Here is a 13,384-nt window from a genome sequence, read left to right as displayed (position 1 = left end):
ACATCAGGCCGGCCTCCCGTCCATGACGGGCCGGTGCCCGGTGGATGTGGTCGGCGGCAGGGGCACTCCGCCCGTGCGGCGTAGTTTCTGCCAGCGCAGGCGGCCGCCGGTGAGTGCCGTGATCCAGGACTGGAGCAGCACGACGTACATGAGTTGGCGGTAGAGGATCTGCTGCAGGGGCAGCGAGATGAGGTGGGTCATGCGTTCGCGGTCCAGGCGGAACGCGTACGCCGCGCACACGGCCTGGATCGCGAGGACGCCCAGCCAGGCCACGACCGTCTTCTGCGTCGGGCCGAAGACCACCCCGTACAGGAGGAAGACGTCGATCAGGGGCGCCAGCAGCGGGGCCACGACCATGAACAGCGACACGAACGGCAGGCCCACCCGGCCGAAGCGGCCCGAGGGGCCCCGTTCCACCAGGGCGCGGCGGTGCTTCCAGATCGCCTGCATGGTGCCGTACGACCAGCGGTAGCGCTGCGACCACAGCTGCTGGACCGACTCCGGGGCCTCCGTCCAGGCGCGCGCGTTCTCGGCGTAGACGACGCGCCAGCCGTCCCGGTGCAGTGCCATGGTGACGTCGGTGTCCTCGGCCAGCGTGTCGTCGCTCATGCCGCCGATGCGTTCCAGGGCCGACCGGCGGAACGCGCCCACCGCGCCGGGGATCGTCGGCATGCAGCGCAGGATGTCGTACATGCGCCGGTCGAGGTTGAAGCCCATCACGTACTCGATGTGCTGCCAGGCGCCGATCAGCGAGTCGCGGTTGCCGACCTTGGCGTTGCCCGCGACGGCGCCGACGCGCGGGTCGGCGAAGGGCTGCACCAGCTCGCCCACCGTGGCCGGTTCGAAGACGGTGTCGCCGTCCATCATCACGACCAGGTCGTAACGGGCGTTCGCCAGGCCGCGGTTGAGCGCGGCCGGCTTGCCCGCGTTCAACTGCCGTACGACGCGCACGTTCGGCAGGCCCATCGCCTCCACGATCCGGGCCGTGCCGTCCGTCGAACCGTCGTCGACGACGATGACCTCGATGGGATGTCGGCTCGCCATCAGCGAGTTGACGGTGTTCTCTATGCACTTCGCCTCGTTGTACGCCGGGACGATCACCGAGACGGGCTCGGTCACCGGCGCACCCCAGCTGAAGCCCTTGCGGCGCACCCGGCGGGCGTGCGCGCCGGACAGCAGCAGCATCAGCACGAAGCGCCCGATGACCAGGGTGCCGATCACCGCGAGACCGACGACGAGCACGCCGGTGATGTCGTCCGCGGCGCGCACCAGGAGGATCCACGCCTTGCCCTTCCACAGGTCGACGCCGCTGACCGGGGTGAGCGCGCTGGGCGCGCCGAGTGCTTCGGTCAGGTTGTCGAACCGGTAGCCGCGTTCCTGGAGTTCGGGCAGGAAACGGTCCAGGGCCTGCACGGTCTGGTGGCGGTCGCCGCCGGAGTCGTGCATCAGGACGATGGCGCCCTTGCCGTGGTGCGGGGTGGCCCGGCGGATGATCTCGTCGACACCGGGCTTCTTCCAGTCCTCGCTGTCCGTGTTGTTGACGACGGTGATGTAGCCGCGGCTGCCGATGTACTCGGTGACCGGCCAGGACTTGTTGTCCATGGCGTCGGCGAAGGAGGAGTACGGCGGCCGGAACAGCGAGGTGCGGACCCCGGCGGCCCCGGTGATCGCCAGCTGGTTCTGGGACAGCTCCCAGTCGATGCGCTTCTTCGACTGATACGACAGGTCGGGGTGGTTGAAGGTGTGCAGGCCGACCTCGTGGCCCTCGTCGACCATGCGCTTGACCAGTTCCGGGTAGCGGGAGGTCATGGTGCCGGTGACGAAGAAGACGGCGTGCGCGTGGTGCTTCTTCAGTACGTCGAGGACCTTCGGGGTCCAGGTCGGGTCGGGGCCGTCGTCGAAGGTGAGGACCAGGTGGTGGTCGGGGACGCCCAGGCTGCCCGTGCGGCCGCCGCGGGTGTCGATGACCGGGCCGCCGTCGATGATCTTCTCCGGCACCCGGTCGGCGGCGGCCTCGGGCTGGATGCGGTGGTCGGCGAGGATCTCGCTGTGGACGTAGCCGCGCAGCATCAGCATCGCGATCAGGGCGACGAGGAGGAGCACGGGCAGCAGCAGGCGCATGGGCAGGCGGCGCCGGGAGCCGTCACGGGCTCCGAGCGCGGCCCGGTGACGGCGGGTGCGGGGTGCCATCAGAGGTTGTGCTCCGGGGACGGGTCGGTGGCGGACGATGCCGTGGAGCCGTGCTCCTCGGCGATCGGCGCCGGGGTGGACGAGTCGCCGGCCAACGCGCCGGTGCCGGCGCTGCCTCCGGCCGCGGACTCGGAGGGGTCGGGTGAGGGGCCGCCGGGGTCGGCGGGGTCGCTCGGGTCGGGCGAGGCCGACGGGGGCGGCTCCGTGGTGGGCTTGGGGCCCGCGGTCGAGCCGCCGCCGCTGCCGCCGGCGCCCGAACCGGACGTGGACCTGCTCGCCGTCGGCTGCGGGTCGGTGGCCGTGCCGAGGCTGCCGGAGCTGGTGGTGGCGCCGGGCTGGGCGGCGCCCGTGCCCGGTTCCCGGGTGGTGCCGTCGCTCGCCGTGGGGGTGGATTCGGGGGTGGCACTGCCGGTGCCGGAGGGGCGGACGGACTCGGCGGGCAGCGGGGAGGTGTCCACCTTGCCCGCCGGGCGGTCGACGTTCTCGCCCGGTACGGGCAGCCAGGGGGCGTCGGAGCTGCCGGACAGGAGGGTGACGACGATGACGACGGCGTAGACCGCGCAGGCGACGCCGACGAGTATGCCGAGGCGGCGGAAGCGGCGGCTGCGGCGTCCCGACTCGTCGACGAAGACCGGGCGGTCGGCGCCGTCCTGGCCGCCGGTGGCACGGGCGCCCTCGACCCGGTGGAGCCGGGCCTCGCCCAGCTGTACGGCGTCGAGCTGGACCGTCACCTCGTGCGGATCGTGGGCCGGGTCCGCGGTCGGCCCGCCGCCGGCGCCCCCGGTCGAAAGAACCGAGAGGGACGTGTCCCAGGGATCACGCACCCTCCCCGAGCCCGCGGCGACCCCGCCGGCACGGGCACCCCCGGCGGAACCGACACCCCGCCCAACCCCGGCAGAACCGCCCGGACCAGGTTCCCGCGCGAGCCCCGCGGAACCGCCTGGACCACGCTCCCGCCCGACCCCGGCAGAACCGCCCGGACCGGGTTCCCGCCCGAGCCCCGCGGAACCGGCGGAGCCAATGGCGGAACCGGCGGAGCCGATGGCCGGGCCGCCCGCTCCGGTCACGGGCAGCACCGCTGTCTGTTCGGCGTCGGATATGAGACGCCCGCGCCCCACCCCCGAAACGGGCCTGGGACCGGGCCCGGTCCAGACACCGGTCTCCGCAACCTGACGCTCCCGCGCCGCCCCACCGTCGGATCCACCATCCGGGCCCGCGCCGAACCGCCCACCGGACTCACTCACGGACCGCCCACCGGACTCACTGACGGACCGCCCACCGGACTCACTCACGGAACGGCCACCGGGCTCACTCACGGACCGGCCGCCGGGGTCACGAACGGACCGCCCACCGGACTCACTCACAGACCGCCCACCGGACTCACTCACAGACCGCCCACCGGACTCACTCACAGACCGCCCACCGGACTCACTCACAGACCGGCCGCCAGGTTCACTGACGGACCGCCCGCCGGGGTCACCGACGGATCGGCCGCCTGACCCCCGGAGGGACCCGCTGTCGAACCAGCCGTCGAACGCGTCGTCGGGCCCGCTCCGCGGACCCCGGTCCGCGTGGAGGGCGGTCGTGCTTCCGGTCTCCGGGAACGCTCGGGTGTCGCCCCCCGCCAGGGGAAGGTTCCGGGTCGTCGCTGCGACGTCGGACCGTTCTGGTTGGGCGTCTTCTCGCCACTTCTTCACGCGCGCACATCCCCCCACGGGACAGTTCCGGGTGCGCTCACGACACCGAGCACCCGTCGATCGAACCGAGCCCCCACCCGGCCCGAGCGCCCCCTTTACCACAGCGTGCTCGGGCCACGAATGTAGCGCACGCGGAGGATGTGTGGTCACCGCGTATCAGTTCCCGGCACACATCACATCCTCATCCATGGCCGGAATCCATCCCCCGGCGGGCCGCCGCAGCCATCCGTGCGCGGCGGCGACCTCGGCCGCCGCCCGCCGCAGCGCGTCGAACCCGGGATGGACCAGCCCCTTTCGCCACACGAGTGAGACGGGCGAGAGCGGCACCGGACCGACCAGTCGGCGCAAAACCGTGCGTGGCATGGCCGGAAAGTCCACCACGGCGAGAATCGGGTGCCCCGTCTTCGCCATCATCCGCTCGAACTCCTCGTCCCCGACGGCCAGCGGAAGGGGCGGCGCGAGCCGGATGTCCCACTCCTCGAAGAGGCGGCGCGCGAGATCGGTCCACTCGGGGGTGCGCGGATTGCCGGCCCCGGCGTACACGGTCTCGCCCGCGAGCGCGGCCGTCGGCACCGCCTCCAGGGAGGCCAGCGGATGGTCGTCGGGCAGCACCAGGGCCATGGGTTCGTAGCGGACCGGCTGCTGTTCGAGTCCGGCCCGCAGCACCGGGTCGAGGCCCGCGAACCGGCCGAAGGACGCGTCGAGCCGGCCCGCGAGGAGTTCGGCCGCCGCCCCGGTCAGCCCGCTCTCGTAGCGGGCCATCAGCTCGTGTTCCGGGGCGAGTTCGCGGGCCCGGTGCAGCACCCGGCGGCCGGTGGCCAGGCCAGGCGAGTTCAGGTCGACCAGCAGGGGCCGGGCCCGGCCGGCGGCCGCGAGCAGGTCGTCCTGGGCGGCGAGCACCCGGCGGGCGTACGGCAGCAGGCGCGCGCCGTCGGCGGTCAGCGTCACCTGCCGGGTCGTCCGCAGGAACAGTTCGGCGCCCAGCTCCCGCTCCAGCCGCCGTACGTCCCGGCTCAGCGCCTGCTGGGCGACGTACAGACGGGCGGCGGCCCGGGTGAAGTGCAGTTCCTCGGCGACGGTGACGAAGGCGCGCAGGAGGCGGGGGTCGGGATGAGCGGGAGCGGGCACATCCGGAATCTACAACGGATGTGCGTGAATCCGCATCGAACAGGTGTTGGACCCCAAGGCCGCCCCCGGACGACGGTGGCCCCATGCCCGCGACCCCCGCCGAACCCGAGACCGAGCCGTCCCCCCGAGCGCCGTCGAAGGCGCCCGCACCGCCGTCCCCCGAAGCATCACCGAAGGCGCCCGCACAGCGGGCTGCCGCGCCGCCGCCTCGGCAGCAGCCGGAAGCGGCCCGCGACACACCCGCCGACCCCCGGCCCGAGACACCCGCAGCCCCCCGGCCCGAGACAGCCTCGGCCCCCCGATCCGCCACGCCCTCGGAACTCCTCCCCGAGTCACCCTCGGCATCGCACCGCGCAGCACCCCGCACGGCACCCGCCGCACCACCGGCCGGAACACCCCACGAGCCCCTGCCCCACACCCCCGGCCGAACAGCCACCCCAGCCCCCGCCACGCCCCGCACCGAGGCATCCCCTCGACAGACCGGCCCAACTCCCGCCAGGGCAACCCCCCTTGCCCCCTACCGTCGGCTCTTCGCCCGCCCCGGGGTCCGGGCCTTCACCGTCGGGAATCTGGTCGCCCGGCTGCCGATGGGCATGTTCAGCGTGAGCGCGGTGGTGATGATCGCCGGCGCCCGGGGCTCGTACGCGCTCGCCGGCGCCGTCACCGCGGCCGGTCTCGGAGCGACGGCGGTGGCCGGGCCGTGGCTCGCGCGGCTCGTCGACCGGCACGGGCAGGCCCGTATCGCCGTACCGGCCACGGTGTGCGCGGTGCTGGGCAGCCTCGCCCTGCTGCTGTGCGTGCGCTACGACGCCCCGGACTGGACCCTGTTCGCCGCGTACGCGGCCACCGCCGCCACCCCCAACATCGGCGGACTGTCCCGGGCCCGCTGGGCGCACCTGCTGCGGGACGACCCCGGCGCCCTGCACACCGCGAACTCCTTCGAACAGGCCGCGGACGAGCTGTGTTTCATGCTAGGCCCGGTGCTGGCGTCCTTCCTGACCGGGACGTTCTTCCCCGAGGCGGGCACGCTCACCGGGGCGGTACTGCTGCTCGCGGGCATGCTGGTGTTCGCGGCGCAGCGGGCGACCGAGCCGCCGCCGCGGGCGGTGCGCCGGGGCCGTTCGCCGCTGCGCGCCCCGGGTTTCCCGCCGCTGCTGGTCTGTTTCGTCGCCACCGGCGCCGTCTTCGGCTCGATGGAGGTCGTCACGATCGCCTACGCGGACGGGCAGGGCCACCGGTCCGCGGCCGGGGCGGTCCTCGCCCTCCAGGCGGCGGGCTCGTGCGCGGCCGGGCTGTGGTACGGGGCGCGCGGCCCGGCCCGCCCGCGGCTGCCCAGGTGTCTGCTCGCGATGACCGCGCTGATGCCGCTGCCGCTGCTCGCGGCCGGCGTCTCGGGATCGCTGTGGGCGCTGGCGGCGGCCCTGCTGGTGGCGGGCATGGCGACCGCGCCGACGATGGTCACCGCGATGACGCTGGTGCAGCGGCAGACCCCCGAGGGCCGGCTGAACGAGGGGATGAGCCTCGTGGTCACCGGGCTGCTCCTCGGCATCGCCTGCGGCTCCGCGGGCGGCGGCTGGGCCGCACAGCACGCCTCGCCGACGACGGGCTTCGCGGTGCCGGCCGCGGCGGCCGGCACCGCGCTGCTGATCGCCTCGGCCAGCGCACGGCCACGATCGTCACGACGCCTCCGTCGAATCGCTTGAATCAATTACCGCCGCACCCATTGACGCACCTCACGGCCCCACCTACCTTCCCCCGTCGAAGCGCTTCGACGCCGGGTGGCGAACTGGTTCGACGGGACCGGTGCCCCGCTGCATGGCGACCCCAGAACCATCCGACTCCCCTGGAGGCACAGGATGTTGACGGCACGAAGGCGTGTGGCGGCCGCTGCGGTGATCCTCTCCGGGTCCCTGCTGTCGACCGCCTGCGGCGGCTCGGACGGTGGCTCCTCCGACGGCGGGACGCTGCGGCTGTGGCACTACGAGGCGCCCAACAGCGCGATGGGCCTGGCCTGGAAGGAGGCCATCAAGGAGTTCGAGGCCCGGCACCCCGGGGTCACGGTGAAGTTCGAGGAGAAGGGGTTCGAACAGATCCAGAAGACGGCGCCGATGGTGCTCAACTCCTCCGACGCGCCCGATCTCATGGAGTACAACAAGGGCAACGCGACGGCGGGCCTGCTCTCCAAGCAGGGCCTGCTCACCGATCTGACCGCCCAGGCCACCGACCGCGGCTGGGACAAGAAGCTGAGCGCGGGCGTGCGCACGACCAGCCGGTACGACACGAACGGCGTGATGGGCTCCGGCGCGTGGTACGGCGTGCCCAACTACGCCGAGTACACGATGGTCTTCTACAACAAGGACCTGTTCGCGAAGTACGGCATCGCCGAGCCGAAGACGTTCGACGAACTGACCGCCGCCATGGACGCGTTCGTACGCAAGGGCGTCACCCCGCTCGCCAACGCGGGCGCCGAGTACCCGGCCCAGCAGTATCTGTACCAGCTGGCCCTGTCCAAGGCCGACCGCTCCTGGGTCGACGCGTACGAGCTGTACAAGGGTGAGAACGACTTCCACGACGCCGCCTGGACCTACGCGGCCACCACGTTCGCGGACTGGGTGAAGAAGGGCTACATCAGCAGGACGTCCAGCGGTGCGAAGGCCGAGGACGCGGGCGTGTCCTGGATCCGCGGCAAGGCGCCGATCCTGTTCTCCGGCAGCTGGTGGTTCGGCCGCTTCGAGGACGAGGCGACGTTCGACTGGGACACCTCGCTGTGGCCGGGCTCGGAACTGACCCTCGGCTCCGGCGGCAATCTGTGGGTCGTCCCCAAGGGCGCGAAGAACAAGGAACTCGCCTACGATTTCATCGACATCACCCTGTCGAAGAAGATCCAGAACCTGCTCGGCAACAAGGGCGCCGTCCCGGTCGCGGCCGACGCCTCGGCCATCACCGAGCCGAGGGCCAAGGCCCTCATCTCCGACTTCAACACCCTGACCGCCCGGGACGGCCTGGCCTTCTACCCGGACTGGCCGGTCCCCGGCTTCTACGACACCCTGGTCTCCGAGACCCAGAAGCTGATCACGGACAGCGAACGGCCGGACGCCTGTCTGAGCCATCTGCAGACGGCGTACGACAAGGGCGTACCGGGCCGATGACCGTCACCGTCGCACGCGGCGGGCGGCCGGCGAAGGCCCGGCACCGCGCCGGGCCCCCGCCCCGGCGCCGCGACTCCTACGCGCCGTTCCTGCTGCCGGGAGCGCTGGCGTTCCTCGTGGTGATCGTCGTCCCGTTCCTGATGAACACCGGCGTGAGCTTCACCGACTGGCAGGGGGTGGGCACCCCCGACTGGTCCGGGCTCGCCAACTACCGCGAGCTGCTGGGCGACGCCGAGTTCTGGGCCTCGTTCCGGCACAGCCTGTTCATGGTCGTCGCCATGGCGCTGGTGCCGACGGCGCTCGGACTCGTCCTGGCCGCCGCGCTGTTCGACTACATCGGCAAGCATTTCGGCTCCCGCATCGTGGTCGTGCTGCGGGCCTGCTTCTATCTGCCGCAGGTGCTGCCGATCGCGGTCGCCGGCATCGTCTGGAGCTGGATCCTCGCCCCGGACGACGGCACGCTCAACGCCCTGCTGAAGGCCGTCGGGCTCGGCTCCTGGCGGCAGGACTGGCTCGGCGACCCGGACCTCGCGCTGTACAGCGTGATGGGCGTGATGGTGTGGGTGCAGCTCGGCTTCCCGCTGGTCGTCTTCATGGCGGGTCTGCAACGGGTCGACCCGCAGCTGTACGAGGCGGCCGAACTGGACGGCGCCGGCTGGTGGCGCCGCTTCCGGCACATCACGCTGCCGCAGCTCCGCCCGGAGATCCATGTGGTGCTGACCTGGTGCACCGTGGCCGCGCTCAAGGTGTTCGGCGCGGTGTACGTGCTGACGAAGGGCGGGCCCGGCGGGGCGACCGACGTGCCCTCCTACTTCTCCTTCACCACGTTCTTCGAGAAGACCCAGGTCGGCTACGGCGCGGCGATCTCCACCGTGCTCACGGTCCTCATCCTGGCCCTCAGTCTGCTCGGGCTGAGGCTCCAGAGCCGCGCCGAGGACGCCGAGGACGCCGGGGACGCCGGGGACGCCAGGGACGCCAGGGACGCCAGGGAAGGGAGTCGGGCATGACCGGAGCGCTGCGCCGCTACCCGGTGCTGATCGCCCTGTGCGTGGCGGCCCTGTTCATGGTGGTGCCGTTCGTGATCGTCGCCGTCAACGCGGTCAAGTCACCGGCGGAGTACTCCCAGCACGGCCCGCTCAGCCTGCCCGACGGCGTCCACCTGGACGGTCTGAAGGACTTCTGGCAGCGCGTGGACTACGGCCGAAAGCTCCTCAATTCCGTGCTGATCAGCGGCTCGGTGGCCATCCTCGCGGTCGTCGTGTCGGTGCTCAACGCGTATGCGATCGGCATCGGCCGGATCAAGGGCCGCACCTGGGTGCTGGCGTTCTTCGTGCTCGCGAACACGCTGCCGCAGGAGGCGCTGGTCTATCCGCTCTACTACCTGAGCAAGCAGGCGGGCCTGTACGACACCCGGATCGGCGTGATCATCGTGTTCACGGTGATCCAGGCGGCCTTCGGCACGTATCTCCTCTCCTCGGTGCTGGGCCGGTTCCCGCGGGAGATCATCGAGGCGGCCCGCATCGACGGGGCGGACACGTGGCAGGTGCTGTGGCGGATCGTGGTCCCGGTCAGCCGCCCCACCCTCGGTGTGCTCCTGGTGTTCTTCTTCGTCTGGACCTGGAACGAGTTCCTGCTGCCGCTGGTCATGCTGGTCTCCAACGACAACCAGACCGTGTCGGTGGCGCTCGGCGTCCTCCAGGGCCAGCGTCTGATGGACGCCACCATGACCAGCGCGGCGGCCCTGCTCGGTGTGCTGCCGGCGGTCGTCTTCTTCCTCGTCTTCCAGCGCACGCTCATCCGCGGGCTCGCCGCGGGTGCCGTCAAGTAGGGAGCCCCTGTGAAGTTCACCGACGGCTACTGGCTGTTGCGCGAGGGCGTCACCGCCGCCCACCCGGTCGAGGTGCTGGACGTCACCGCCGCCGGGGACGCCCCCTCCGGGCAAGGCACGCTGGAGATCCACGCGCCGACCCGGCCCGTCCGCCACCGCGGCGACCTGCTGAAGGGACCGGTCGTGACGATCAGTGTCCATGCCCCGATGGCCGACGTCATCGGCATCACGTTCACCCACTTCGAGGGCGAGCAGCCGCGCACCCCCCGTTTCGAGGTGCGACGGCAGGAGTGCGCGGCGCAGGTCTCGTACGACGACGAGCACGCGATGCTCACCTGCGGCGCGCTGTCGGTCCGGGTGGCCCGCACCGGCCCCTGGCGCATCGACTTTGTGGCCGGTGGGCGCACCCTGACCGGCAGCGGCCCCAAGGGCATGGGCATCATGCGGGACGCGACCGGCGCGCACTATCTGCGCGAGCAGCTGGACCTCGGCGTCGGGACCGGCGTCTACGGTCTGGGCGAGCGTTTCGGGCCGCTCGTCAAGAACGGCCAGGTCGTCGACATCTGGAACGCCGACGGTGGCACGGCCACCGAACAGGCTTACAAGAACGCCCCGTTCTATCTCACCGACGCCGGCTACGGCGTCTTCGTCGACCATCCCGGCAAGGTGTCCTTCGAGGTCGGTTCGGAGTCCGTGTCCCGGGTCCAGTTCAGCGTCGAGTCACAGCAGTTGACGTACTACGTCATCCACGGCCCGGACCCGAAGGACATCCTGCGCAAGTACACCGCCCTCACCGGCCGCCCTGCCCTGCCGCCCGCCTGGTCGTTCGGGCTGTGGCTGTCGACGTCGTTCACCACGTCGTACGACGAGGAGACGGTGACGTCCTTCATCGAGGGCATGCGGGAGCGCGAACTGCCGCTGTCCGTCTTCCACTTCGACTGTTTCTGGATGCGCGAGTTCCACTGGTGCGACTTCCGCTGGGATCCGCGGGTCTTCCCGGACCCGGAGGGCATGCTGGCGCGGCTGAAGGAGCGCGGCCTGCGGATCTGCGTGTGGATCAACCCGTATATCGCCCAGCGCTCCGCGCTGTTCGCGGAGGGCAAGGCCCTCGGGCATCTGCTGAGGCGGCCGGACGGCGCCGTGTGGCAGTGGGACCTGTGGCAGCCCGGCATGGCGCTGGTGGACTTCACCAGCCCGGCCGCCCGCGACTGGTACGCGGCGAAGCTGGAGGCGCTGCTCGCGCAGGGCGTCGACTGCTTCAAGACCGACTTCGGCGAGCGCGTCCCGCTCGACGTGGCCTGGGCCGACGGCTCCGACCCGGAGCGGATGCACAACTACTACGCCTACCTCTACAACCGCACAGTCTTCGACGTGCTGCGCAAGCACCGGGGCGAGGGCGAGGCGGTGGTGTTCGCGCGGTCGGCGACCACCGGGAGCCAGCGGTTCCCGGTGCACTGGGGCGGCGACTGCGAGGCGACGTACGAGTCGATGGCCGAGTCGCTGCGCGGCGGGCTGTCGCTGGGGCTGTCCGGGTTCGGCTTCTGGAGCCATGACATCGGCGGCTTCGAGGGCACCCCGACGCCCGCGCTGTTCAAACGGTGGATCGCCTTCGGTCTGCTGTCCTCGCACAGCCGGCTGCACGGGTCGTCGTCGTACCGGGTGCCGTGGCTGTTCGACGAGGAGTGCGTCGACGTGCTGCGGCACTTCACCCGGCTCAAGCTGCGTCTGATGCCCTACCTCTACGAGGCGGCGCGCACCGCTCATGAGGAGGGTGTGCCGGTGATGCGGGCGATGGTCCTGGAGTTCCCGGACGACCCCGGGTGCGCGCATCTGGAGCGGCAGTACATGCTCGGCCCGGATCTGCTGGTCGCGCCGGTGTTCAGCGACGAGGGGGACGTGACGTACTACGTGCCCGAGGGCACCTGGACGCGCTTCGCCGACGGGCGGACGGTGACCGGGCCGCGCTGGGTGCGTGAGCGGCACGGTTTTCTGAGCGTGCCGCTGCTCGTGCGGCCGGGCGCGGTGATCCCGGTGGGCGCGGTGGACGACCGGCCGGACTACGACCACGCCGACGGGGTCACGCTGCGCGCGTTCCGGCCGGCCCGCGGCGCACAGGTGACGGTGCGGGCCGGGGAGGTGACCTTCACCGTCGTACGGGAGGGCGACACGCTGCGGGCCTCGGCCGGCGATCCCTCGCGGCCCTGGGCGCTCGCGGCCGGGGAGCGGACCGCGCGGGCCCGGGCCGGTACCGGTTTCCTCACGGTGGAGCTGGGCTGATGGTCAAGATCACCGATGTGGCGCGGCACGCCGGGGTCTCCCCGAGCACCGTCTCCTACGCCCTGAGCGGCAAGCGCCCCATCTCCGAGGAGACCCGACGGCGCATCGCGGCGTCCATCCGTGAGCTGGGCTACCGCCCGCACGCCGGCGCCCGCGCCCTGGCCGGCAGCCGCTCGGGCGTTCTCGCTCTGGTGGTCCCGCTGCGCCCGGGCATCCATGTGCCGGTGGTCATGCGGTGCGCGGTGTCGGTGGTGACCACGGCCCGGCGCCACGGCCACGATGTGCTGCTGCTCACCCAGGAGGAGGGCGAGGAGGGGCTGCGGCGGGTCGCGGACACCGGGCTGGTGGACGCGCTGATCGTGATGGATGTCGAGCTGCACGACCCCCGGCTGCCGCTGCTGCGCTCGTGGGGCCGGCCGTCCGTGCTGATCGGGTTTCCCGCCGAGCCCGCGGGCCTGACCTGCGTGGACCTCGATTTCCAGGCGGCCGGTGAGCTGTGCGTGGAACGGCTGGCGGGGCTCGGGCACCGGGTGGTGGCGCTGGTCGGCTCGCCGCCCGAGGTGTATGTGCGCCGGACGGGGTTCGCCGAGCGGGTGGTACGGGGCTTCACCGCGGCGGCCGACCGGCGCGGGCTCGTCTCGGCCGTCCATCCGTGCGAGGCCACGCCCGCCGCGGCCCGCCGGGTCGCCGAGCGGCTGCTGCGCGAGCAGCCCGCGCTGACCGGGGTCGTCGTGCACAACGAGGCGGTGCTGGAACCGCTGGTCGATGCCTTCGGACGGCTCGGGCTGCGGGTTCCCGGCGATCTGTCCGTCACCGCGATCTGCCCCGACGAACTCGCCGGGTCGCTGCGCGTCCCGGTCACGTCGGTGGCCGTGCCGTCCGCCGAACTCGGCGAGCGGGCGGTGGAGTTGCTGATGGGGAAGCTGGCCGGCGCCGAGGTACCGGAGGCGACGCTGCTGGCGCCCCGGCTGACCGAACGCGCCACCACCCGGCCCCGCGCGGCGCCCTGAGCGCGGCGCGCCGTGGCGACGGCCCGTCGTGGCCAAGCCCCCGCTCGCGCGGCGCAGTCGGGTGACAACGACGAAGGCGGCGTGCGCCTGTGGGCGCACGCCGCC

General features: G+C 72.2%; 9 protein-coding genes. 6 read left to right on the top strand and 3 right to left on the bottom strand.

Annotated elements, in window-relative coordinates; translation table 11 throughout:
* Nucleotides 1–3: 3 nt before the first annotated feature.
* From AC27LF_RS34215 to AC27LF_RS34205, 3 genes are all read right to left on the bottom strand, one after another.
* Nucleotides 4–2,190 carry a bifunctional polysaccharide deacetylase/glycosyltransferase family 2 protein gene (locus tag AC27LF_RS34215; protein WP_479660330.1) on the bottom strand — a complete coding sequence of 729 codons (2,187 nt, stop codon included), beginning with the start codon at nt 2,188–2,190 and terminating at the stop codon, nt 4–6.
* The gene (locus tag AC27LF_RS34210) at nt 2,190–2,921 is read right to left on the bottom strand and encodes a hypothetical protein (protein ID WP_479660329.1); all 732 of its coding nucleotides are present in this window, start codon (nt 2,919–2,921) and stop codon (nt 2,190–2,192) included. Before AC27LF_RS34210 ends, AC27LF_RS34215 begins: the two co-directional genes overlap by 1 nt.
* Nucleotides 2,922–4,043: 1,122 nt before the next feature.
* Nucleotides 4,044–5,015, bottom strand: coding sequence for a LysR family transcriptional regulator (locus AC27LF_RS34205; RefSeq protein ID WP_479660328.1), 972 nt, complete (start codon nt 5,013–5,015; stop codon nt 4,044–4,046).
* Between the two features lie 407 nt (nt 5,016–5,422).
* Between AC27LF_RS34205 and AC27LF_RS34200 the strand changes: the two genes are divergently transcribed.
* From AC27LF_RS34200 to AC27LF_RS34175, 6 genes are all read left to right on the top strand, one after another.
* Nucleotides 5,423–6,718 (top strand): MFS transporter, encoded by a 1,296-nt coding sequence (locus AC27LF_RS34200; protein WP_479664461.1) that lies wholly within the window; start codon nt 5,423–5,425, stop codon nt 6,716–6,718.
* A gap of 153 nt (nt 6,719–6,871) precedes the next feature.
* On the top strand, nt 6,872–8,164 hold the full coding sequence (locus AC27LF_RS34195; RefSeq protein ID WP_479660327.1) for an ABC transporter substrate-binding protein: 1,293 nt from the start codon (nt 6,872–6,874) through the stop codon (nt 8,162–8,164).
* On the top strand, nt 8,161–9,171 hold the full coding sequence (locus tag AC27LF_RS34190) for a carbohydrate ABC transporter permease (protein WP_479660326.1): 1,011 nt from the start codon (nt 8,161–8,163) through the stop codon (nt 9,169–9,171). Before AC27LF_RS34195 ends, AC27LF_RS34190 begins: the two co-directional genes overlap by 4 nt.
* Nucleotides 9,168–9,992 (top strand): carbohydrate ABC transporter permease, encoded by an 825-nt coding sequence (locus AC27LF_RS34185; RefSeq protein ID WP_479660325.1) that lies wholly within the window; start codon nt 9,168–9,170, stop codon nt 9,990–9,992. Before AC27LF_RS34190 ends, AC27LF_RS34185 begins: the two co-directional genes overlap by 4 nt.
* A 9-nt stretch (nt 9,993–10,001) precedes the next feature.
* Nucleotides 10,002–12,269: an alpha-xylosidase gene (gene yicI, locus AC27LF_RS34180; RefSeq protein WP_479660324.1), complete on the top strand. Its 2,268-nt coding sequence runs from the start codon at nt 10,002–10,004 to the stop codon at nt 12,267–12,269.
* Nucleotides 12,269–13,279, top strand: coding sequence for a LacI family DNA-binding transcriptional regulator (locus tag AC27LF_RS34175; protein ID WP_479660323.1), 1,011 nt, complete (start codon nt 12,269–12,271; stop codon nt 13,277–13,279). Before yicI ends, AC27LF_RS34175 begins: the two co-directional genes overlap by 1 nt.
* The last annotated feature ends 105 nt before the right edge of the window (nt 13,280–13,384 follow it).

Source organism: Streptomyces diversicolor (genome assembly GCF_057537855.1).
The sequence above is the reverse complement of the archived record's forward strand: the minus strand, read 5'-3'. Positions and strand labels throughout refer to the sequence as shown.

What these genes read in the sequence shown, in the direction of transcription:
- AC27LF_RS34215 (WP_479660330.1), bottom strand. Translation starts at nt 2,190, where the DNA reads ATGGCACCCCGCACCCGCCGTCACCGGGCCGCGCTCGGAGCCCGTGAC.
- AC27LF_RS34195 (WP_479660327.1), top strand. Translation starts at nt 6,872, where the DNA reads ATGTTGACGGCACGAAGGCGTGTGGCGGCCGCTGCGGTGATCCTCTCC.
- AC27LF_RS34190 (WP_479660326.1), top strand. Translation starts at nt 8,161, where the DNA reads ATGACCGTCACCGTCGCACGCGGCGGGCGGCCGGCGAAGGCCCGGCAC.
- AC27LF_RS34185 (WP_479660325.1), top strand. Translation starts at nt 9,168, where the DNA reads ATGACCGGAGCGCTGCGCCGCTACCCGGTGCTGATCGCCCTGTGCGTG.
- AC27LF_RS34175 (WP_479660323.1), top strand. Translation starts at nt 12,269, where the DNA reads ATGGTCAAGATCACCGATGTGGCGCGGCACGCCGGGGTCTCCCCGAGC.